We start from the raw sequence: 20959 nt of genomic DNA, 5'->3' as shown, positions 1-20959 counted from the left end.
CGAACTTTCTGATCGGGAACCAAATTTTGCACATAATTGTAGCGTAATCCGGCAAGGTCCTGTAGATCAAAGCTCAAGCGTACGATGCTTGGGCTTTTTTTGTCTATGAATTTATAGACGATGAATCATACCCTACGATAGAAGGTAACAAGGAATGGGGAAACGCATCTGACGATACTACGTAATCCTGCCCGTTCGTATTATGAGGTCACCAAATCTTTCTGGTAGACCTCATTTTTGTGTGGTCGTAAGATAGCTGTAGCCGGGGATCGAACGAATCTGCCCGTGGGAGCTGGATCCCGAAAGCTATACAGTTCATCCCACCTACTTGTTAAACCATGATCTGGTTGGGACGATGATCCCGAATCACATGCGATAATGTGGACGACAAGAAGGTGAGGGGTTGCCGGTGAAAATTATTTTGGGAGTGATGAAATGAACCCTGTTATAGTTGAATGCAACGTCGGTCTCGTACTTAGATTCCGAAATGAATAATAAATTAATTAACGCTCTGCCCTCATTTCCTCTAACGGATCATTCAAATCGCTCTCAAGTGCCTTTATTCTCGCGGAACAAAAGTCGAACCATACTTCTCTCTCATCTTCTTTTGAGTATCAATCACCTCTTCATAAGAAGAACCAGAAACGATGAAGAACCACAATTTCTTATTTGGTCCCCATTTACTCACAATATTTATATGTTCAAAATTGTCATCAAACCAGATCATACTTAAGGTGACAATTTCCCCTGGCTTTGAGGGTTTATGATAAACAAGATTTCCTGAATTGATCCCATTATTTTTATCAAGTACATAGGTATCGAGGGTTCCATTCTCTTTAGTAAATTCTAAGCCATCAATCGTTACTGTGCCTTTGAATATATGTTGTTGAAACAAAGGTCGGTTCAATGTTCCTGATATTCTTATTGAAGTATGCTTGATGGAAGAGGGGTCTTTCTCGTAAAAACTTACAGCAGGGGAAACTATATCCACCTTCTTAGGGAATTGATAGAAAAATAAAATGAGTGTTATTATTATTCCTAAAACAATTATCAGAGATATTGTTACTTTAAATACATTGGATCTCATAAATGCACCTTCTACTTTCAGGAAAATTCAATAAGATTTGTGCGAAGTCATAAGTCACACTTCGACACAAATCTTATTATTTTACGGTATTATAACTGTGCTGGAAATGAAGGTCAAAGTCAGATTAGTGAGTTTCAACCTATCTGTCTCGATATCAGGAAATTTAAAGTTTGAATTGGACAATTCTTATGGCCTCCAATAAGAATTATTTTTTCGAATGAGAGGAAAGCCCCCGTCCGATAAAGTTTGCAGAAACAGGCTTTCTTCCTAATTCTCTTGCCCAAATTGATAATTGTCCTATATGGTGAATTTCGTGAGCAATGGCATGGCGCATAACTTCACCCCAAGTATCTGTTACAATTCTTCCATCTGGCAGGGTATCGTAAAATAATTGATTTTCCATACTATCATCCCAGTTGTTCACAAAGTTCTCCACTTCTAAATGAAATTCTGCGTCCAATTTTCTAACCTTGTTCAAGCTTTTATAATTATCGAAACTCTCCTGAAAGTCAGTTTTATCCTGTAAGAGACGTATCCAGCTCCACTCGACATCAACAATATGGAAAAGCGTATGTAATATACTTCCCATTCCACCCGTTCTGTTTTGCAAAAGCTCTTCTTCACTTAACTCTTCACACCAACGATACCAGTCTTCTCTTACCATCCAGTTATATCTAAAAAGTGTTTGCAATAAAACCCCTCCGCAATAAGAAAATAAATTAACTGTTAAATTATACTTTAAGAATATACTTCGATAGGTATACAGTATTTGCAGGGTTCAAGCTCGGAAGATCGTGCATATCAAAAAAGCGTATCTCGTGTGATTCAGTCGGATCGCTTAATCCCCAATTCCCGTCTTTGCGATGTTGTAATAGAATTTGATCGTTATCATTTTGAATGATTACTACCGAACCAGTTAAAATTAAAGGTCTTGTTCCAACTAATGAACGTAATTCTCGAATATATTCGCTCATTTTGTCCCCCCAATTAATTGAGTAATAAGTGCCGTATCTCTGTAACATCAGGTACAATTGCTACTGGACTATGGTTTGTAGTCTGAGGGAGCCCCTTTGGGTTAACCCAGATAGCGTCTATCTCAGCTTCCATTGGACCAACTACATCGTGAGTCCAAGAATCACCAATAAAGAGCGTCTCATCGGGCTTTTTTCCAAACAGCTCTAACGCAACAACATAAATTTGTGGATCTGGCTTGCGATAGCCTAACTGCTCTGCGTGAAATATGGTTTCATCACTGAACACTTCTGCAAGTTCGGAACAAATGGAGAAAACCTTCCGTACCAATTTCTTCTCTATCTTTTATTTGGCAAAGGCTGCCTTACCCTATTTAAAACAAGGAAGTACGATCATAAACGCAGCATCGCTAACGGCTTATGAAGGTAATGAACAGCTAATTGATTATTCTGCAACAAAGGGCGCTATCGTTGCATTTACGCGATCCCTTTCGAAATCGCTCGTAAAAAGCGGGATTCGGGTTAACGGAGTCGTTCCTGGAACGATATGGACACCCCTCATCCCTGCTTCATTTCCTGCTGATCAAGTTGCGAGATGGGGAGCGACGACACCAATGAAACGTGCTGGACAACCTCAGGAAATCGCACCAGCTTATGTTTTTTTAGCTTCTGAAGATGCTTCTTATATTACCGGACAAATGATTCATATCAATGGCGGAGTGATCATTAATGGATAAATAACGAACATGCTTTCTTCCCCAGATGAATCCTTAATTTTTGTATCTTATAACGGTGCCCGCAATAAGGTCATATACAGTTTGTTTATTTTTGCTCCATAATGGACTTATCAAGTAGATAAGTGCCAGACCGTAGACCGTCGCCAATAATGAATAAATGAATGAATTGGGGTAATCAGAAGGAATGACCATGTGCCAAATGGTGAAATGGGCTAGTTCCCAAGGGATGAATTTAAGGGCAGAACGAAAAAGCGAGGAGCCTAGTCCGATGGATTGACCATAAATCCCAGTCACCACAATCCCCACTTTTCTTTTCCCCCATGTCGCGTGCGATTTCGATCCCTCACATACGGCAAAATAAAGATATACAGGTAGAGTAATGAATAGAAACCCAGTGATCTCGGCCGAAATAGGATTTATCGTAAACAGTGGAATCAACAAAGGCCGTATAAGAAAGGATACGCCGATTAGCAGGATGATGTAGCTCGTAATGATAACATAATCCCATAAAAAGGCGATTATGCGGGTACCTAGAGATACGCTTTTTAACTCTCCATGCCTATGCACAACTCTACCCCTCCTGACCCAAATAAGGAACATAACACTAGTTGATTATTCGGGGTTTTATTCAACTTTCCTGCCCATTCCGTTAGCTGAATAAATCAACTTAACAAATATGCCGCCGCTTCTGTGTATCTTTCCACCCATTGAGAAAAATGAAGGTTTTTATCCCAAGTGACATTATTTATTGCTTTGGCACATCCCCAATCTAACACCCGTTGGTGAAGCATATGGATTCTAAAGCGTTCTAGGAAGGCTTCTTTTGCTTTAGAACAATTGAAATATACAGTGATGAACTGCTTTGCTAGTTCTTCTTCCCCATGATCTAGATACATGGAAACTATTCTTGGCAAGTCTGCAATTCCATCACCAAAATAACCCGTGGTGAAATCAAAAATACCACTTAACTGAAAACCATTAGTTTTATCTTGCACAAGAATGTTATCTGCTTTGAAATCGCCCATGACGAAGGTTGGTAAGCACAAGTTATCGAATACGTCTTCCGAAGCAGCCAATAAATCTTCGACCCATTCCGTATCTCTAGAGGTGATTTCTGAATATTTTTTAGCATCCTCCAACCAATATCTAATTCTGTTGTAAAGCCATGTTTTGTAAGAACCCTCAAACGGACGAATAGTCTGATTTTTAGTGTCAAACTCGCCATATTGGTCAACTTTCCAACTATGTAATTCGCATAAGCAAATTGCTAATAATTCAGCAACTTGTTTTTTTTCTGTTACATTAAGTCCTGCTTCAAATCCTGGCTCGTTAATATGTCTGCCCGGAAGACGAGGCATTATAGAATAACACCAATCAAATATGTCTTTCGATTCATCAATTAGGTATGGGGAGGGAACAGGCAATTCTGTTCGTCTAAGCAGATTATCCACATAGAATTTTTCTTCAATGAACTGTCCCTCATAGAGTGGGTTTCCTTTAAGCACATACTCTCCCGAAGAGGATAAAACAAACAGGGTCTGGTTTCCCACACCATTTGATGTTCTTTCAGAGGAAATGAGTTTTCCTAGATTAAATCGGTTAAGCATCAACTGTAACTGCTCGTTTGTTACTACGCCCAATTTGTTCGAAGAAAAAAAGATTTCAGTAGTCAATTGCACTCACCACCATTCGTATGATAAATTATTAATTCGATTCCAATTATTAGTATCCTGCATGTAAAACTCTCATAATAGTACTATGTAGATAACCAGCTTCGCTGACAGCTTAGTCTGCAAAGCTGGTTTAAGCCTTAACCGTTAAACATTTTCATAAGCGGCATAATGGATTTGATCATTCCATATCCCATCCTCATTATTGGGAATGCTTTTCCCATAAATCCCATGATGCTCCCTAAGCCTCCAAAGCCCCCACCTATTCCACCTGCTGCGCTTCCTCCACCGATGCCCCCGGCGCCGGGATTCAAACCACCGCCAAACATCGAACCGCTCCCAACCATTGTCCCCAACATACCTGGTATAAAACTGGAAACCCTAGCTTTGCGTACACGTTTGTTAGAAATCATTTTTGTCTTCCTTGGGCTACTCTGTCCGGACAAAATCAGTTGCCCACTCTCTGCACCTGTGACCCAACCAACATAAGAGCGCCCGTTCTTTAATTCGATATATACGGGTTGACCTATCCATTGCTTTGCGCTGTTCCTTGTCATCTTGGATTTTACAGCCATCAATCATCACCTCTTTTCTACAGGTATTACAATCTATTCAGGCAGTAGCAAGCCGTCTGTACGCATGTGCCGTATGAAACCATAATGTTAGGAACTGGTCAGGATGTTAGCTTAATCACGACGTATTCAGCAGGCTGCCGAAAAGCCCGACAGCCTAACTGGCGTGGTATTAATTTTTTATCCTAAGTAACCTCATGCTGTTCAATATAACTATCAATGCTGCTCCCGTATCACTAATCACCGCAATCCATAATGTGAGCAGTTCTGGGAAGATAAGAATCAGGGCAGTTGCCTTGATAATTAGTGAAAACCATATATTCTGCTTAATAACTCGAATTGCTGCCCGACTTAACTTAATCGTATGAGGGAGCTTCTCTAAATTATCAGCCATTAAAACAATGTCCGCCGTCTCCATGGCAGTATCTGTCCCAGCTCCACCCATAGCTACTCCTAGATTGGCCGTTGCAAGAGCAGGCGCATCATTAATGCCATCGCCGACCATTGCGACAAGGTAACCTTCATCTTGCAGTTGCTTTATTGAATTCACCTTGTTTTCAGGTAATAGCTCAGCGAAATAACGATTAACCCCCGTTTGAGCGGCGACCTTCTTCGCTGTGCCTTCGTTATCACCCGTAAGCATGACGACTTGACTAATCCCGACTCTATGAAGATCGCGAACAGCCTTAACAGAAGTCTCCCTAACGCTGTCCGCGACAGCAATCACGCCCAGGATTTTATCTTGTGTACCAACAATCACGATTGTATGGCCTTCTTGTTGGAGATGATCGATTTGTGATTCGAGTTCCCGTACCGGATAGTTTAGCGCTTGAAACAGCTTAAGATTTCCAGCAAAGTATTCTTGGCCACCAATCACAGCCCCAACGCCTTTACCGACGATGTTTCTAAACTTCTCACCTTGGAGGGCATTAAAATCTTTAGCTTTCGCATAACCAACAACAGCTTTAGCTATCGGATGTGTGGAATACTCCTCTAGGGTATGCGCGATGGACAATAATTCACCTTCTGTTGTTCCTGTAGCAATGACTTGAGAAACGCTGGGTTTGCCCTCAGTTAACGTACCTGTCTTATCGAAAGCAATCGCTGTTATCCTTCCCGCGATTTCTAGGAAGGCCCCTCCTTTGATCAGAACGCCATTTTTTGCTGCATTGCCGATTGCGGATACAATTGCCACCGGAGTGGAAATAACGAGTGCACAAGGGCAAGCTACAACCAGCAGTTCCAATCCTTTATAAAACCAATCACCCCAAGTACCGGGGATAAAGAGCGGTGGGAATAGCATTACAGATAGGGCAAGAATAAAAACGATCGGCGTATAGACGCGAGCAAACTTGTCTACAAAGGCTTCCGTTGGTGCTTTTTGTTCTTGTGCTTCTTCAACAAGGTGAATGATCTTGGAAATCGTCGTATCTTCGACGAGCTTCGTTACCCTAATATCCAAAGATCCATGCTCATTGATCGTTCCAGCATACACCGAATCCCCGAGATGCTTATCTACAGGAATGGATTCTCCCGTTATCGGTGCTTGATTAACGCTGGATTCGCCGCTGATAACTTCTCCATCAAGAGGGATTTTATCTCCCGGTTTAACGACAATGACTTCCCCAACCGAAATTTCTTCGACTGGCTTTCTGATGAGCTGTTGACCGCTTTTAACAAATGCTTCAGGAGGGGCTAGATCAATCAGACTTCGAATGGAGTTACGGGTCTTTTCAATGGACATTTCCTGAAGGATGTTACCTAACGCAAAGAGCCATACCACTGTTGCACCCTCGAACCATTCTCCAATCGCGGCAGCACCAAGAACAGCCGCTGTCATCAGTACATTCATATCCAACGAACGACTTTTCACAGCATAAAAGGCGCTTTTTGCCGGCTTGTAACCACCAAGGACAATGGCTGCTGCATAGATGACATTAACCAAGAACTCAGAAACACCAGTATACGAGCCGATAAAACCGATCAGCAATAAGACTCCCGATAGAACAACGCGGTTTATCCCGGACTTGCCTTTTTTCACTTCACCAGACCGGTTTCGTGAAACCAGGGAGGCTTTATATCCTGCCTTAGATACCTCTTTAATGATATCTTCAACGGTATTGTCGTGTTCGATCGTCATTTTCCCTGAAGAAAAATTGACGCTTACATGTTTTACAGCAGATTGAGATTTTAGATGATTTTCAATCGTTAACGCACAAGAGCTGCAGTCCATGCCTTCGATGCTGTAGGTCCGCACATTTCCTTTTTGTTGTACCTTCTCTAAAGTATATCCCAGCCTTTCAACAGTGGCCGGAAGCTTCTCGAATACAGCTTCCTCTAATGCTACAACCTTCATTTTCCCTGTGCTGTAGTTCACTTGGACCTGGGAAATGCCTTCCGTTTGTCTCACTGCTTTTTCAATCGTATTCGTACAGGCGGAACAATCCATCCCAAAAACGATAAATTCGGTTTTATGACCCACTGCATCATCCGGAATGGTTTCACTGTTATCTGAGTGTCTGTCTTCGGATGTGCAGCAAGTATCCGTTGGCGGCGCCGAAGGGGCTACATTAACCAGATTAAGACTTTTCTTAAATTTCAGTTCTTTGGGCTTCTCAGAGGTTGAAGAACAACTTTGATCAGCACAGCACGAATCGCTTTGTTCTTTATCTTCGCTCATAATAGGAGTCCCTCCATTATTGTTTTGGGCAGCAATCCAATTCATCGTTTCTCTCGCAGGCCGCTACTTCTTCCTCCACCTGAACAAAAACGGCCTCCATGATATCCAGTAACTGCGCAATTTCTGCATTTCTTAAGCTGTAATAAATGTATTTCCCTTCTTGTCGGCTAATGATGATCCCGCAGCCCTTTAGGCAAGCCAAATGCTGCGAAATATTGGACTGGTTTCCTTTAAGATCATCGACAATTTGAGATACTGTTTTTTCTTTATTTTTGATAGATTCGAGTATTTGAAGTCTTGTCTTATCACTAAAGCCACGAATGAACTTAGCTTTTACTTCATAACTTGTTTTTCCCATTTTTTCACGTCCCTTCCATCAAATTAGAATCCACTAATATGTATCATATTAGCAATTATTAATATGTGTGTCAATTTTTACCCACTGACTGCCAGGCTGGATTCATTAAAGTAAACTGCCACTTAGCTTAATCGTCGAATGATCTCACCGACGATGATTAAAGAAAAAAGTGCCAGTGAAATGGCTTCACTGGCACACCGTTTAGCATCAGGTAAAAAATATATATACCTATTTTTCTTGGACAACTATCTATCTTGCAAAATATGCTCATAATCAAGCAGCCATAGTTAATGCACCTAACCTTAAGCACAAAACGCTTCATCAGTCTGACGAGAGCTTCAGTCCGGTTATGCGCCGACATTGGAGCAGCCAAAGCTCACCGTCTGCGAAGGCCCATTCAATATCGATGTCCGGACCAAAAGTATGCTCGCACTTTGCAGCCAGACGGTTCAACTCGCTGCATTGCTTGGCGGTCAGGCATAGCGAGTGCGCGGCATTGTCGGCCAACTTATGTTGAATCGTACCTTCGCACAGGCCGACTCGAACCGCAATCTCCTTCATGCTAGCCGTCGCTTCCGTAATTTCCCCATTCCGGTTCATTCTGAAGTAATCCGGCGTTACATATCCAGAAGCAACCGCTTCGCCAAGTCCCCAGGTTGCCTCTATTACTCGTTCATCCGCATTCGTAACAGGATTGCGTGTAAACATTATTCCCGACACGTCGGAAGCGATCATTCGTTGTATGATGAGCGCTACTTGTACAGCAGTCCCAGTCTCGTCTTCATCTACCGCAGTCGCTCCCTCTGCTCGCCTCATATAGCTACGCAAACGATTCGATTGCGCCGACTCCCAAATGTACCGAATCGCTCGCTCAATTCCTTCGGCGGTCACAACGTTCAAGCAGGAATGAAACAATCCAGCATAGCTGGATAGTCCACCATCTTCTCGACTAGCAGACGATCTGACGGAAACGGCACCTAAGGAGTCTAGCGTAGTCCGGATTTCGCTCTCCAAATTCAGCTCTCCCCTCACAAATTGCTGAACGGCTGAAGCCGACAGCGCATACCCTGTTGGCACCGGCAAACGGTTTTGAAGCGCCTCACCCAAATTCACCGCTTTACGCCCGTATAAATCAACCTCGGTCGCCTCATATAAATGTATCAGTTTCATTCATTATCACATCCCATAACGATGCCAGAGATCGCATCTATACGAATTTTATGACTGCTTGTAATAACTTTCGTAGCATTTCCGCAGCCGACAATACACGGGATGTTAAACTCCCTCGCCAAAATAGCAGCATGGCAAACGATGCCGCCCCGATCCGTGACAAGTCCTGCTATAAGCGGAGCAACCTCGATGAATTCAGGAGTCGTCATCGTCGTTACTAGAATGTCACCTTGCTTTATCTTCCCAAGCTCATCCATGCTCAATATGACTACGGCTGTACCTTCGGCATGACCGGAACAGGCAACTTTTCCGCTCGCAAGAAATAATTCTTCTACAGAGACACTGTTATCTGCCGATTCAATCTCTTGTCGCTCATTCAAGAGTGCGCGAAGCTCCTTGCTCCAAGGCGCTTCATTGGCGTATTTCCCGATTGTTTTGCCTAACGTTGCATACAAATGCAGTTCGTACATCGCCCGGTCAAAGCACATAATCAATTCGGATGACGTGAGTTGCTCCTGCCTGCCAAGAACTTTAATATAGCTACTTTTATACGCAGGAATATGCTCGATAAAAACTTCCAATACCAGCGTCGTCTGAGTAATTGCTTCGCGCATCTGCAATTCAAACAGCGACGTCCGTTCAAGCTGATACCTATGAATTTTTTTGTATACATCACGCACCAAAGGCTTAAGCTGTTCAATCTCTTTCTGATACCACATTCTGACTCTGTTGAAAATAACCATCTCCTTCTCTCGCTTCCAAATAAGACAAAACAAAAAGCCACTGCAAACAAACCAGAGGCTTTAGCGCGCGGCATCACTCTATACTCCAGAGTGGACCCACACACATATAAAGCCCTGCGGACAGACATATCCTCAGGGCTTATTTCGACATAAGCGAATTAGTTAAAAATAACAACGTGAGGACCTAATATGATGTTTTTGGCGCTTCGTTTGAAGTTTTTCATTGACCTCACTCCTTCGGGTTAAATTACTTTTTAATACATGGTAAAGTATACACTTCCAAATATTACCTCGTCAATAGCTACCTCTGCTCACCCGAAAAAAGGCAGCCAGCCAATGCCGCCTGCTCAACAACATCTGTTATTCAACTATCGTGTCCCGTTAGCTCAATGATTTCCCCTACGCAAGAAATCTTTCAACATTGAATATTCCTTTTTAGGGAAGTCATAATTAATCCATTTTGCTTTATAACCATCCATGCCGTGTTGTTGTAAAAGTAAATCCAGTGAAGTAACAACCGCTTTGACAAACTCCGAAATTGTACAGGTCTCATTAAAATTTTGAGCCAGTTCTTTCCTTCTAACCAAATCTTCAAATGAAACAATATTAATGTTTAGATGAGCTGAATCTATCTTTTCTAATGTCCAAACTGTTCCGCCTGGCTCCTCATGCATTTCGAATTGAACGCTTTTCACAGGGTATGTAACCAATTCAGGTAAGAGAGAAATTATTGCTTTTAACATATCGTGCAAAGCATCAGTTAGGTAGCTTGCAGAGAAATGTTCGGTATTGGTATTTATTTCGATAAATCCATCAGCCCAACCAGTACCACTCAATTCATATTTGTACTCCATTTCTCTCCCCCTCCTTTATCCATACAATTTAACAAATGAAGAATCAAATTACTACGCTAACCTGCCCGTTACTTCAATAAGAAAAGAGGAGCCACATCGCTGCAAGCTCCTCCGCTATCGTGTCCCGTTGACTCAGTCTTCCTGTTCACTACATTCATTCGATAATAATTACTTCTCCATCCCTCAAAGCTCTAAAAAGGATTTTATTATCGATCATATATTCAACTGCTTTATCCATATCTTCAGATTCTTTATGATCCGATTTATAATGTGGGGCAATAGCATAATTCAAAATATTTAATCCTTCCCAAATCGTTTGATGTTGTTCTCCGTACGGTTTCTGATCGGGGTCATCTACTAGGTGAATCCCTCTTAGTGTTGGTCCTAGAATACATATACCTGCACTATATCCCCCATAAACAATATTTTTACTGTCTCTATGGTATTCTTTAATAATCTCATCAAAACCACTCAATTTCATGGCCTGTGCTAGAACAAATGTGCTGTCATTTCTTTCAATCTAACTTCTTCAGTTCCTATTTTATATGATGATGATAAATAATATTTCAATTTAATCCTCCTTAGTCATTAGTTTTGTAAAGACGAAATAAAACATGATTTCCGGTCAAAACAATTATTATTTCTCCGCCTCTTTAAAATTTCCTTTTTTTAACTATCCTGCCCGTTAGAAAACGGCAGCCGGTCGTTCTGACCAGTTGCCTCGGTTTCTTTATTCAACTATCGTTATGTCTGCTCCTTCCCGATTCTCTAACACTTCGTTTTAAGTTCATTTCAATTTTAATCCTCTTAAATAGTTACCTGCTAACTCGTTAGTTATATGAATGGCTTCTGCTCTACTACTAGATGGAACTGTTATAACTTGACCACTTACTGAATTCCAAGCAGTTCCACGATTATCTTTTATTTCACTGTGATTTCCAACAAATATTGTTGCGTTAGTAAAATTACGATTGATCACTAAAGTTCCATAATAGTAAGTATGTGAACCATTTGTTGCACCATTATCTTTTCGATATGTAAAATACGGATAATTAATGACACCCGCTCCTTCATCTGAAATGAGTATGGTTAGTTTTCTCTGATCTAACGGAACAGGGAGTTCTTCTCCTTCAATGTCTATTGTGCCTTCGAATTTTCTCTTACCAGTGATGCTTTTATATAGTTTCCCTTCAATTTGTACATTTACTAGTTTTTCTGATTCTACAATCTCAGTTCCATATCCATATTTTATGCCTTGTGCGTTTATATTAATTTCCTTTGGATAATAAATGATTAGAATTACAATAACCAAGATTGTGAAAACTAGTGTAATAACTAATAGAGTAAACCTCTTCATTGTGAACTCCTCACTTGTGCAGATTTCCGATAACGTCTTATTCACGAACTTCATAAATAATTCCATATGTAGGGTATTCGCGAAACTTTTGAGCTATCCTCTCCGTTAGGTGAACAAAGGCTACCGATCATGCCGGCAGCCTTTGTTAGTGTGTTTATTGAGCCAACGTGTCTGTTAGCTTTACGATCTATATGAGTATGATTACTTATGACAAAGATGACTCCTTTACTGAATACCATCTCAAATCCTCTTGCCGTATATAATTTGTTTTTGGGTAGCGATACTCATAAAGTAGTTCGCCATTTTTATTAAATGCCTTTGGATAAAGGAAATTCAGTTGGACTGCAACATCCCATGCAAATGTCATAGGCTTCCCTAAATTGACTCCTCTCTTCACTCGGTTACTTTCAGGTCCCACTTCTAAGTAAGAAACATCTGGATCATCGACTATAATACTTATCACTGTTGCTTTCTCCTTTGGATTATTTAAGGTTCCACCACCGATTGTGATAATCCGATCATCTCGGTGATAATGGTAAACTGACATTCTCGAGGACCATAAAAAGCGATAAGATTGTAATGTAATTGCAGTAACCGGCTTTTCTGGAGAGTCAAAAATATAAAATCGTCCCCAACTATAATCAACTTCATCTATTAAAATGGAGTCTTTAGGTACAAAAGAATTTGCCTTAGCCGCGCTTAAAGCATTAAACCTATATCCATTCATATAACCAATACCTGTTATTAGAAAAATTATTAGAACAACTAACGTTATTCTGGACTTTTTCATTTAATCACTCCAAATTGTTGAGTCCCAACTTCCTGATACTTCCAATATCTATACGGTTAAAAATTGAATTTTGTTGCGCTAAACTGCCCGTTAACGCAACAAGACTGCCAATCCGATACGAAAACTCCTATTTTTTCTTACGTTCATTGCAGGAGGTAATGCAAACATTGCATGTCAATAATATGCTTTTATTGAATCATTGAGCCGTCTCTTCATTTCATTGCGCACATGCTCAGGTTCAATGCATTGGCATTTATCTCCGAAGCTCATTAGAATTCCGTAACCATAATCATCTTCAATAAAATCAAGATATGCATAGAATTCGCCATTGCCGAGGGGAGTAATGTTCTCTTCTCCGCAATAATCCAACATCCTGTCGAGGATGGAATGGTCTAGCTGCAATTTTATTTTTTGCATTTTCCTAGACATAGTATCTGAAAACTCTGAAAAAGCCGGGGGAATCTCACGCATAGCAAAACGGTCTTCCGTTCTCTCCAGTTCAGATATGCGGGATAGCTTGAATACCCGAAATTGCTGCCGATTCAAACAATACCCCTGCACGTACCAGTGATTTTCTTTCAATAACAAACGATGAGGTTCAAGGGTCCGCATGACCTTGTCTCCTTTAGCGCTTAGATACATAAAAGACAGTATGCTGCAATGCTCCAAGGCTGTTCGAATCACTTCAACTTTGGTCTGCAGATCATTGCTGCCCAGCCAAGCGGATAGGTCAAAGGAGATTTGGTTGGCTTTCAGCGTAATTTCATGCTGTCTATCCTCCGGGATAAAGCTTTTTACTTTGGCCAGGGTAGCAGTGGTTTCCTCACCGGATAATGTATTGGATATAAAGCCAAGCCCCATCAGTAGAGCGGTAATGTCCTTGAAGGTAAAAAACCCTTTTTCTATCTTATACTCATTCATGATCCCAATTCCCCCTCCTACACCGGAGCTGGTCACAATCGGAATACCTGCTTGATTAATTGTTTCAATATCACGATAAATGGTTCTAAGTGAAACTTCGAACAGCTCGGCCAGCTCTTTCCCGCCCATCTTCTCTCTTTGCAAGAGCAGCATAATGATAGCGATCATTCGTTCCAGCTTCATAATCAACCCCCCTGAAATTTATGTACTATGACTGACATACAAGCTGTCATCGATACATTGCTATACTAAGTTTATCAAATGCTAAGGAGGAAATATAAGTGGATTACAAGAACGAATTTTACCACACATTAGACAAGACCAACGAAATTGCTCTGGCAACAGCGGTGGCAGGCGTACCCAATGTTAGGATTGTCAATTTCTGCTATGATGCCAGCAAGCCAGGAATCCTGTATTTTACGACAGACAGGGAGAATCAGAAGGTGACTGAGTTTGCTCAAAATAACAATGTTGCCTTCACAACCGTCCCCTCTGACGGGTCTTCCGTGCCGCATGCACGCTCCAATCATGCAGTTGTACATAAGAGCCGGTACACCATAGAAGAGATCAAGGACCTGTTTATCCAAAAAATCCCTGGATATGATGAGACGCTCTCTGCCATTGGCGACACATTGGATGTTTTTGAAATTCACATCAAAAATGTTTTTGTCATCGTGGATTATGAGACTGCCGGACCGGTTTCTTTTGAGGTATAGCACTGCCGGAAATGCAGCATCCATAGGAATTGTAAGAAAAACCGGAGGCAGAGCGAGGAAACTGAAAAACATAGGATATACGGACTCAAGATAAACCCTGTTGCTTCGGAAACATCGGGACCACCAGCCCTTGATTGGATGATCTGATTATACTAAAAAAAAGAGACAGCCTCCTCCAAAACTAGGAAGCTGTCTCTTTTGGGGTTAAGGGACTTTTTCAGTATCCTCCATGTACCGCATAGTTCTTTGACCCTAAAAAGGACGCGGAAGTCCATTTGTACTGACTTTTCCGCCGAGGGTAGCCCATCCCAAACCCATGTCGGTTAGCTCACTTTTGAAGGTTTCTGCAAGTATTTTCAAATAACTAACCGTTACTTGTGATACGGTTCTCCACGCTGTCTGTAACGGCAAGTTTTAAGGCCATCCTTCGCCGGATGGCCCTGCTTTTGATATCGCTTTATTAACTATCGTGTCCCGTTAGTTCAACAAGCTTTCCCCAAATTGTTTGTTATCAATGATACTTTGCAGTATCCTTTTACTTTCCAAATCCTTTTGGCGGAGTTTCCTACCTATTTTTTCATACACTTCTTTTTCTTCAAGTAATTGTCGAGGATTTAATACATTCGCTGTTATTCCGTTTAGTGTAAAAACTTGCGGTAATAACGCATCTGACCTCCATACCCATTCTGGTAATCCATTAGGAATAATGCTTTCATCACCATTTGTGGTCAAGTAAAGAAACTGGATGTCTACATTGCTTTTACGAAAATCGGTCTGTCGCTCACTCACAGGTATCCGTTCAAAGCCTGCGTCCATAAGCATTTGTGCCAATCCCTCCCGATTATGAACCCAAGTTACCAAGTCTAGGTCTTCATGTGGTCTAGTAACCCTTCCAAGTAAGAAGTCTATCGCCCAACCTCCGCGTAACCAGTAACGTCCTCCAATTGATTTAAATATCTCATTCATCTCTGAAATCACATTTAATTGTGATTTAGTTTGTTCGTCTAATAAGTCCATTGTTGAAAGCCCTCCTGTCTTATCAATGAAAACGGCAGCTGATCGTTTGACCAGATGCCTCTATATCATGATTCAACTAACGTTCCCCTTTAGTTTAGTGGCTTTACAACTCCGGAATCATATTTTAAAAGGGCTTCAGTTAGTTTTTTTCAGTAAGGTGAACTAAGATTACTCCCAAACGCTTCGTTTACATTATGAGTTATTTAGTGGAAAGATCGTCAATCGCTTGAACAGCAAGTTCCAACGCTTTAATTCTTCTTTCTAAAAGCGTTCTTTGGGGACTACCTGCCTTTGACTTAGTATAACTGTTTTCAATTGATGGAAATAAACCAGTAATCACATTGCGAGCTTCTGCTAAATCTTCCTGGGTGTAATGATGGGGTCTTTGATTCCAAACGTGTTCTAGCATGGCTAAGCCGATGTAAACAGCTTTGAGTCGTTTCTTTACTAGGGTAGTATTTGCACCATTTTGAGTCATCTGGGACAAGGCATTCTCAAGTTTACTGATTGTCGATTGTAATGATTTTGTTGATTCCAATTTATCTAACTCTGTAATTTGATTAATTACAATATCGTCTTTGTTCACCGCTACGAATCCTCCTCTAACCCCACTTTTTTAGATCGCAAAAATTATACCACATATTGGAACTATCCTGCCCGTTACTTCAATAAGAAAAGAGGAGCCACATCGCTGCAAGCTCCTCCGCTATCGTGTTCCGTTAGTTCAAAAACGAACAGTCCGAAAACTGAAAACAATAACTATTTAGAACGGTTTCCCACGACTCGGTGTCGGAGGAGTTTTTAGAAATATCGTACGCTTAACACCTGCTCGAATGAGACTAGCTGCTTGTTTTGCAGTCGTCCGAACGCCGAATACCGGATCAATTTCGACTCCAGGTGACTTTGCCTCCACCTCTACAAGAATCCAGCCAGATCGTATTTAATAGACTCGCTTCAAGCACACTTCAACGGATTCCCCGTGCTCCAACTTACCGCCTGAAAACTCCCACATACTCGCTTACGACTTACCTGTCGACGTCGAGCGATGAGGACCTGACTTTCATCGTTCTCAATGATTGCTGCCGCTACTTGGATCAAAGTTCATTCACCCCAAAATACCTCTTGGAACTTTTTTACAACAACCTGCGTCTATCTAGTATATACCTACTCATACTAATCTTACGAAAGGATGAACAATCCATGAAATCGCCTAATTCTATCTACAAGACTCAATCTTCACCCATACGGCATTCCGCAGCATCAATTGCCTTTAAGCCGCTGATCATCGCCATGATCATTGTGCTTGTCGGGAAAGCGATTCCTGTATCCGCTTCTGCTTCGGAGAAAGGAATCCATGATGCCTTGCAATTCACGCAAGTCGAATCAGGTAATTATTACTCGATCGCTCTTCGCAAGGACGGCTCGGTATGGACATGGGGACGCAACCTATTAGGCGAAATAGGGATACAAGAAACCGTTACCATATCGGAAACAGACGGGCCTGTTCGTCTGAGCTTGTTGTCGGATATCAAGCATATTGCTACTAGCGGAGACGGACACAATCTCGCTGTTAAGGCTGATGGAACGGTATGGACATGGGGAACAGCACCGCGTTCAGATGATAATACGATTCATTCTGTACTGCCTCAGCAGGTGGCAGGAATTGCAAATGCAGTCACTGTTGCATCAGGCTCGGACTTTGGTGTAGCGCTTCGTCAAGACGGGAGCGTATGGTCGTGGCAGTGTGAGTTGAACAAGAATGATACGTACAGCGTTCGGAAACCTGCTGCTGTGAGCGGCATTGCGAATGTGGTGCAGATACATGTATTCAACCACCAAATCTATGCCGTGAAACGGGATGGCACCGTATGGAGCTGGAATGAACCATCACTCATGTTCAATTCCAATATCAAGACTCCTACTAAGCCTGTACGGATGAAAGGATTATCCAATATTCGTTCCGTCACTTCCAATGAGCAAGCCTCATATGCACTAGACAAGAAAGGCAAGGTCTGGACTTTGGACGCCAAGGGTAAGCCAACTGCCGTTCAACCTAAATTGACTGTTAAAGAAGTACGAGCAGCTAGCTTTTACACGCTGTTCCTAACGACAGCAGGCGATGTATATAGCTATGGAAGAACGGTTACAGGCAAGCAAGGCAAGGTTAACGGCTTACCTAAGATCAAATCGATCAGCGCAGGAACTTACCACAATCAGGCGATCTCGGAACGCGGCGAAGTATGGGGTTGGGGCGGCAACCATTTTAATTCAGTTGGCGCAACGGCAGCTTCACCCGATGGCATGATCTATCTCCCGATTAAGGCCAATATTGCAGTAGACATCATGATTGATGGACTAATGATCAATTCGATATTTGCTCCGCGAGTGAGTGCAAATACAGTTCATATTCCGATAACTACGATTACCCGAGCACTTGGAGCACAGTTTGCGACCAATCAAGATCCATCGGGCACACTTTCCTATACGATTGAATATGAAGGCCGATCCTTCACGTTTCGCGGCGGGGAAAGTATTATTCTAGTGGATGACCAAGCTATCGAGCTCCCTGAATCTGTATCTTCTTTAACAGGTGCTGTCGCTGCTCCTTATCAACTCTTCGAGAAGGGACTCGGCCTTTCGATCACATGGGATTCACAGCTGCAGCAGTTACGGATGAATACACAGGTGCAAGTACATTAAGCAGAATAGCGGATGGCCTCTGGCCACCCGCTGTTTTATATCCCTCACCAGCTATCCATTGATTCCTCGATTATACATAAATCCGCATGGCCACCTCACTTTTGTAAGATTACCATGCGGATTTATGTATAAAGGACTTTTTCTATGACCTCGCCTTTTGCTGCGCTCTTGATTTAGATCCATGCTTTGAGATTGACTTGTCGAATGAAATCCTCAGCAGAAAACGCTTCGGGTTCTACCTCTATCTCTTCCTCCTCCTGATCCCGATTCATGACGCTCTTGAACAATGCTTCGTTCCGGGTCGCAAGCGCAAAATCAATTATTGCTTCACGTTCAATGCGTTCGACCTCTTCTTGAATCTGCACTTCTTCTACTTCGATGTCCGTATACGGTACCGCATAATTCCGATTGGCCCTCGGGACACGCACAACGTGATCAAAGGCATTATCCGCATTACGATCGTAAGCAATTATATAACCATATTCCCCAACAGGAATATTATTTTCCGACGATAATCACTTTCTGTCCTAAAAACCGTCAACTTGTTAAAGTAAGTATTAGACTGACCCCAGTAATAGAAACAACGGCAGCCATGGACGAGAAATAAAGTCCTAGACTGCCGCTGTTTCATTGAACTATCGTGTTCCGTTAGTTGAATTAATCCTTGATAATAGCTCATCAATTTTTTCCTCAAAGTCCTCGTCTTCTTCATCCTTTGTTGGCTGGTATTTCATTCGTTCAAGATCATCTTTAAGCTCCAGCAAGTGGTGAAAAGTGTATTATCGTCCCTGTAATTTTTAATTTAGTAATTTGTAAATTATATACCCTATAACCAATAATAAAATAATGATTCCAGTTCCTTTCCATCCCAAACCGCCAAATAAACCAGTTGAATTTCCAAATTCAGCACGATTTACTCCATCACTAAACGCACCAAAAGGGTTATTTTTTAATTCTTCTTGTCTTAAACGTTCTATTAGTTCTTCAGGTGTTTCTTTTCGAGAATCCATTTAACCACCTCCTGAATAAACCTGCTCGTTAGTTTAACAAGTCCCTATAATAATTTAGACATAAAATACTGGTCGAAAAGTGTGTCATTTATCACTAGTGAATTCCTTTTTATGCCTTCTATCTCAAATCCCATTTTCTTATATAGAGATACTCCTGCTTCATTTTGAATGACCACTGTAAGTTCTAACCGTAAGATATTATGAGTTATTGCCCATTCTTCTAACCTTTGAAATAGATTTGTTCCTATACCACGCCCGGTGTATTCTTTTAAAAAAACCTATAACTAGGTAGGCTGAATGCTTTGTTCTCTTTGTATCTCCGCCAATGACTGCTACATATCCTACGATCTGTCCACCTTGTTCAGCAACAAGTACAGTTGAATTACTCTCTTTGTCCACCCTTTCCAACCATTTACGTTGTTGTTCAGGAGAACCTTTTCTTTCTCCTGGTTCCATAAGCATAAAATCAGCCTCGTTTTCAACTTGCTTCATTAGCAAATCAAAACTTTCGGCATTCTCAGGTTTTATCTCTCTGATTAACATCGATTTCCCCTCCATAAATATATATATCCAATATTATACATCTCAATGGACTAAACTGCCCTTTAGTTGACTAACAGTTTGCTTAGGTACATTTCATCTCTTAATATTTCAGAAATGCTAAAAAAACCGGCGGTAGAGTTCTCGTCGGCGTTCCCCGCGCAGCTGGGCATAAATTTGAGTGGTTGATGCTTTTTCATGCCCCAACATGCCTTGAATGAAATCTAATGGCGCTCCGTTATCAAGGAGCTGACATGCATAGGTATGACGAAAGCGATGGCCTGTCACGTGGGTAATAGTTTCCGAATAATAACCGTGACAACAACTTTATTCCACCAAACCCAAAGAAGCCGCGATTTACGCGGCACTTAATGAGATAAAGTTTTGTCAACCGACATATGGCTGTGACAAGTCAGGTTAAGAGATCCTGAGCTCTTTTCGTTTATAAAATTAAAACGTATTATATACTTCTTCACATTCTTCCGCGGTCGGTTCATAAAAACAGTGCTTCTTCCATCGTCCTGCGAGCGGCTGATTATACCAAGTTGGCGGACATGGTCCGGGATTTTCGAACGTTCCTGGACGGAAATACCATAGGGAGAATTTGGCTGGCCAACTTCGCTCCCCATTTACAGCCCGTTGCGCCAGACGGCGTTCCCTCTCTCTTGCGTTTTGATAGTACAAACCATGTTGTAACGCTTCGAACGCATGCGCCTGGTTGATCATTTGGGGAATTGTCCGAATATCTTTAAAATCGGAGCAATTCGCTCTTATTCGGTTAATGCCAACATTTCCAACAAGGAGCATGCCCGTTTCGCCTTCGGTCTCAGCTTCAGCTCGAAGCAACCTTGCCAACATATCAATATCCCGTTTCCTGGATTTTACGACTGCCATTTGCTCACCTCTTTAGATTTCTAGACTCATCATATTGTAGGTGAAGCGGATGTGTTACTCTGGCAAAATAAAGAGCAATAAGAAATAGCCGTTCCACCACACTCTTCTGTCCGGGTAGCTCAATAGAATGAATAAGCGCTATTTCACATAATAGCCGCCTTTTCCGCCTGGG

Annotated in this window: 27 protein-coding genes and 1 pseudogene; 3 read left to right on the top strand and 25 right to left on the bottom strand. The window is 41.7% G+C overall.

The window, feature by feature from the left end:
• Positions 1 to 559: 559 nt before the first annotated feature.
• The 4 genes from BVG16_RS12765 to BVG16_RS12750 form a co-directional block, all read right to left on the bottom strand.
• Complete coding sequence (locus BVG16_RS12765; RefSeq protein WP_078499047.1) at positions 560 to 1087, bottom strand: hypothetical protein; 528 nt, start codon at positions 1085 to 1087, stop codon at positions 560 to 562.
• A 205-nt stretch (positions 1088 to 1292) separates the two neighbouring features.
• Positions 1293 to 1778 (bottom strand): DinB family protein, encoded by a 486-nt coding sequence (locus BVG16_RS12760; protein ID WP_078499046.1) that lies wholly within the window; start codon positions 1776 to 1778, stop codon positions 1293 to 1295.
• Between the two features lie 40 nt (positions 1779 to 1818).
• Positions 1819 to 2061, bottom strand: coding sequence for an NUDIX hydrolase (locus BVG16_RS33995; protein WP_078499045.1), 243 nt, complete (start codon positions 2059 to 2061; stop codon positions 1819 to 1821).
• Positions 2062 to 2074: 13 nt separating this feature from the next.
• Positions 2075 to 2347 carry an HAD family hydrolase gene (locus BVG16_RS12750; protein ID WP_233147018.1) on the bottom strand — a complete coding sequence of 91 codons (273 nt, stop codon included), beginning with the start codon at positions 2345 to 2347 and terminating at the stop codon, positions 2075 to 2077.
• A 7-nt stretch (positions 2348 to 2354) separates the two neighbouring features.
• Between BVG16_RS12750 and BVG16_RS12745 the strand changes: the two are divergent.
• Positions 2355 to 2795, top strand: a pseudogene (locus BVG16_RS12745) (SDR family oxidoreductase); the annotation flags it as partial.
• Positions 2796 to 2828: 33 nt separating this feature from the next.
• Here BVG16_RS12745 and BVG16_RS12740 read toward each other — a convergent pair.
• From BVG16_RS12740 to BVG16_RS12685, 12 genes are all read right to left on the bottom strand, one after another.
• Entirely contained in the window at positions 2829 to 3362 is a 534-nt protein-coding gene (locus BVG16_RS12740; protein WP_078499044.1) for an RDD family protein, read from the bottom strand.
• Between the two features lie 95 nt (positions 3363 to 3457).
• A complete protein-coding gene (locus BVG16_RS12735) occupies positions 3458 to 4468 on the bottom strand; it encodes a phosphotransferase family protein (protein WP_078499043.1) in 1011 nt (336 codons plus the stop codon).
• 137 nt (positions 4469 to 4605) lie between these two features.
• Positions 4606 to 5040 carry an LSm family protein gene (locus tag BVG16_RS12730; RefSeq protein WP_078499042.1) on the bottom strand — a complete coding sequence of 145 codons (435 nt, stop codon included), beginning with the start codon at positions 5038 to 5040 and terminating at the stop codon, positions 4606 to 4608.
• 169 nt (positions 5041 to 5209) lie between these two features.
• Positions 5210 to 7717, bottom strand: a complete 2508-nt coding sequence (locus BVG16_RS12725) for a heavy metal translocating P-type ATPase (protein WP_078499041.1) — start codon at positions 7715 to 7717, stop codon at positions 5210 to 5212.
• A 16-nt stretch (positions 7718 to 7733) separates the two neighbouring features.
• Positions 7734 to 8075, bottom strand: a complete 342-nt coding sequence (locus BVG16_RS12720) for an ArsR/SmtB family transcription factor (protein ID WP_078499040.1) — start codon at positions 8073 to 8075, stop codon at positions 7734 to 7736.
• Positions 8076 to 8396: 321 nt separating this feature from the next.
• Positions 8397 to 9245, bottom strand: coding sequence for a PEP/pyruvate-binding domain-containing protein (locus tag BVG16_RS12715; protein WP_078499039.1), 849 nt, complete (start codon positions 9243 to 9245; stop codon positions 8397 to 8399).
• On the bottom strand, positions 9242 to 9988 hold the full coding sequence (locus BVG16_RS12710) for a PEP-utilizing enzyme (protein WP_078499038.1): 747 nt from the start codon (positions 9986 to 9988) through the stop codon (positions 9242 to 9244). The genes BVG16_RS12715 and BVG16_RS12710 overlap by 4 nt, the downstream gene beginning before the upstream one ends.
• 386 nt (positions 9989 to 10374) lie before the next feature.
• Positions 10375 to 10842 carry a hypothetical protein gene (locus BVG16_RS12705; RefSeq protein ID WP_078499037.1) on the bottom strand — a complete coding sequence of 156 codons (468 nt, stop codon included), beginning with the start codon at positions 10840 to 10842 and terminating at the stop codon, positions 10375 to 10377.
• 154 nt (positions 10843 to 10996) lie between these two features.
• Complete coding sequence (locus tag BVG16_RS12700) at positions 10997 to 11362, bottom strand: Type 1 glutamine amidotransferase-like domain-containing protein (protein ID WP_269845593.1); 366 nt, start codon at positions 11360 to 11362, stop codon at positions 10997 to 10999.
• Between the two features lie 267 nt (positions 11363 to 11629).
• Positions 11630 to 12199 (bottom strand): hypothetical protein, encoded by a 570-nt coding sequence (locus tag BVG16_RS12695; protein ID WP_078499035.1) that lies wholly within the window; start codon positions 12197 to 12199, stop codon positions 11630 to 11632.
• A gap of 205 nt (positions 12200 to 12404) precedes the next feature.
• Positions 12405 to 12989 carry a hypothetical protein gene (locus BVG16_RS12690; RefSeq protein ID WP_078499034.1) on the bottom strand — a complete coding sequence of 195 codons (585 nt, stop codon included), beginning with the start codon at positions 12987 to 12989 and terminating at the stop codon, positions 12405 to 12407.
• Positions 12990 to 13163: 174 nt separating this feature from the next.
• A complete protein-coding gene (locus BVG16_RS12685) occupies positions 13164 to 14078 on the bottom strand; it encodes a helix-turn-helix transcriptional regulator (RefSeq protein WP_269845592.1) in 915 nt (304 codons plus the stop codon).
• Between the two features lie 113 nt (positions 14079 to 14191).
• Here BVG16_RS12685 and BVG16_RS12680 point away from each other — a divergent pair, with 113 nt between their 5' ends.
• On the top strand, positions 14192 to 14626 hold the full coding sequence (locus BVG16_RS12680) for a pyridoxamine 5'-phosphate oxidase family protein (RefSeq protein WP_078499032.1): 435 nt from the start codon (positions 14192 to 14194) through the stop codon (positions 14624 to 14626).
• A 252-nt stretch (positions 14627 to 14878) separates the two neighbouring features.
• Here the strand turns inward: BVG16_RS12680 and BVG16_RS32790 are convergent, their stop codons facing one another.
• The 3 genes from BVG16_RS32790 to BVG16_RS12670 form a co-directional block, all read right to left on the bottom strand.
• A complete protein-coding gene (locus tag BVG16_RS32790; protein ID WP_158081679.1) occupies positions 14879 to 15037 on the bottom strand; it encodes a hypothetical protein in 159 nt (52 codons plus the stop codon).
• A gap of 66 nt (positions 15038 to 15103) precedes the next feature.
• Entirely contained in the window at positions 15104 to 15643 is a 540-nt protein-coding gene (locus tag BVG16_RS12675) for a nucleotidyltransferase domain-containing protein (RefSeq protein ID WP_078499031.1), read from the bottom strand.
• A 199-nt stretch (positions 15644 to 15842) separates the two neighbouring features.
• Complete coding sequence (locus BVG16_RS12670; RefSeq protein WP_018759791.1) at positions 15843 to 16229, bottom strand: hypothetical protein; 387 nt, start codon at positions 16227 to 16229, stop codon at positions 15843 to 15845.
• A 614-nt stretch (positions 16230 to 16843) separates the two neighbouring features.
• Here BVG16_RS12670 and BVG16_RS12665 point away from each other — a divergent pair.
• A complete protein-coding gene (locus tag BVG16_RS12665) occupies positions 16844 to 18343 on the top strand; it encodes a stalk domain-containing protein (protein WP_078499030.1) in 1500 nt (499 codons plus the stop codon).
• A 173-nt stretch (positions 18344 to 18516) separates the two neighbouring features.
• On the opposite strand, the gene BVG16_RS12660 is transcribed toward BVG16_RS12665, so the two are convergent.
• The 6 genes from BVG16_RS12660 to BVG16_RS12640 all read right to left on the bottom strand — a co-directional run bounded on the left by BVG16_RS12660 (position 18517) and on the right by BVG16_RS12640 (position 20787).
• Entirely contained in the window at positions 18517 to 18840 is a 324-nt protein-coding gene (locus BVG16_RS12660; protein WP_144027363.1) for an ATPase, read from the bottom strand.
• Between the two features lie 300 nt (positions 18841 to 19140).
• Positions 19141 to 19353: a DUF6366 family protein gene (locus BVG16_RS12655; protein ID WP_078499029.1), complete on the bottom strand. Its 213-nt coding sequence runs from the start codon at positions 19351 to 19353 to the stop codon at positions 19141 to 19143.
• Positions 19354 to 19397: 44 nt separating this feature from the next.
• Positions 19398 to 19601 (bottom strand): GNAT family N-acetyltransferase, encoded by a 204-nt coding sequence (locus BVG16_RS33835; RefSeq protein WP_332888778.1) that lies wholly within the window; start codon positions 19599 to 19601, stop codon positions 19398 to 19400.
• Positions 19552 to 19896 (bottom strand): GNAT family N-acetyltransferase, encoded by a 345-nt coding sequence (locus BVG16_RS12650; protein ID WP_332888775.1) that lies wholly within the window; start codon positions 19894 to 19896, stop codon positions 19552 to 19554. Before BVG16_RS12650 ends, BVG16_RS33835 begins: the two co-directional genes overlap by 50 nt.
• A gap of 117 nt (positions 19897 to 20013) precedes the next feature.
• On the bottom strand, positions 20014 to 20181 hold the full coding sequence (locus BVG16_RS12645) for a tyrosine-type recombinase/integrase (protein ID WP_233147015.1): 168 nt from the start codon (positions 20179 to 20181) through the stop codon (positions 20014 to 20016).
• A gap of 162 nt (positions 20182 to 20343) precedes the next feature.
• Complete coding sequence (locus tag BVG16_RS12640; RefSeq protein ID WP_078499028.1) at positions 20344 to 20787, bottom strand: cell wall hydrolase; 444 nt, start codon at positions 20785 to 20787, stop codon at positions 20344 to 20346.
• Between the last annotated feature and the right edge of the window lie 172 nt (positions 20788 to 20959).

Source organism: Paenibacillus selenitireducens (assembly GCF_002021565.1).
Taxonomy (GTDB): Bacteria; Bacillota; Bacilli; order Paenibacillales; family Paenibacillaceae; genus Paenibacillus_K; species Paenibacillus_K selenitireducens.
The sequence above is the reverse complement of the archived record's forward strand: the minus strand, read 5'-3'. Positions and strand labels throughout refer to the sequence as shown.

What these genes read in the sequence shown, in the direction of transcription:
- BVG16_RS12765 (WP_078499047.1), bottom strand. Translation starts at nt 1,087, where the DNA reads ATGAGATCCAATGTATTTAAAGTAACAATATCTCTGATAATTGTTTTA.
- BVG16_RS33995 (WP_078499045.1), bottom strand. Translation starts at nt 2,061, where the DNA reads ATGAGCGAATATATTCGAGAATTACGTTCATTAGTTGGAACAAGACCT.
- BVG16_RS12730 (WP_078499042.1), bottom strand. Translation starts at nt 5,040, where the DNA reads ATGGCTGTAAAATCCAAGATGACAAGGAACAGCGCAAAGCAATGGATA.
- BVG16_RS12725 (WP_078499041.1), bottom strand. Translation starts at nt 7,717, where the DNA reads ATGAGCGAAGATAAAGAACAAAGCGATTCGTGCTGTGCTGATCAAAGT.
- BVG16_RS12720 (WP_078499040.1), bottom strand. Translation starts at nt 8,075, where the DNA reads ATGGGAAAAACAAGTTATGAAGTAAAAGCTAAGTTCATTCGTGGCTTT.
- BVG16_RS12715 (WP_078499039.1), bottom strand. Translation starts at nt 9,245, where the DNA reads ATGAAACTGATACATTTATATGAGGCGACCGAGGTTGATTTATACGGG.
- BVG16_RS12710 (WP_078499038.1), bottom strand. Translation starts at nt 9,988, where the DNA reads ATGGTTATTTTCAACAGAGTCAGAATGTGGTATCAGAAAGAGATTGAA.
- BVG16_RS12705 (WP_078499037.1), bottom strand. Translation starts at nt 10,842, where the DNA reads ATGGAGTACAAATATGAATTGAGTGGTACTGGTTGGGCTGATGGATTT.
- BVG16_RS12695 (WP_078499035.1), bottom strand. Translation starts at nt 12,199, where the DNA reads ATGAAGAGGTTTACTCTATTAGTTATTACACTAGTTTTCACAATCTTG.
- BVG16_RS12690 (WP_078499034.1), bottom strand. Translation starts at nt 12,989, where the DNA reads ATGAAAAAGTCCAGAATAACGTTAGTTGTTCTAATAATTTTTCTAATA.
- BVG16_RS12685 (WP_269845592.1), bottom strand. Translation starts at nt 14,078, where the DNA reads ATGATCGCTATCATTATGCTGCTCTTGCAAAGAGAGAAGATGGGCGGG.
- BVG16_RS12675 (WP_078499031.1), bottom strand. Translation starts at nt 15,643, where the DNA reads ATGGACTTATTAGACGAACAAACTAAATCACAATTAAATGTGATTTCA.
- BVG16_RS12665 (WP_078499030.1), top strand. Translation starts at nt 16,844, where the DNA reads ATGAAATCGCCTAATTCTATCTACAAGACTCAATCTTCACCCATACGG.
- BVG16_RS12655 (WP_078499029.1), bottom strand. Translation starts at nt 19,353, where the DNA reads ATGGATTCTCGAAAAGAAACACCTGAAGAACTAATAGAACGTTTAAGA.
- BVG16_RS12650 (WP_332888775.1), bottom strand. Translation starts at nt 19,896, where the DNA reads ATGTTAATCAGAGAGATAAAACCTGAGAATGCCGAAAGTTTTGATTTG.
- BVG16_RS12640 (WP_078499028.1), bottom strand. Translation starts at nt 20,787, where the DNA reads ATGGCAGTCGTAAAATCCAGGAAACGGGATATTGATATGTTGGCAAGG.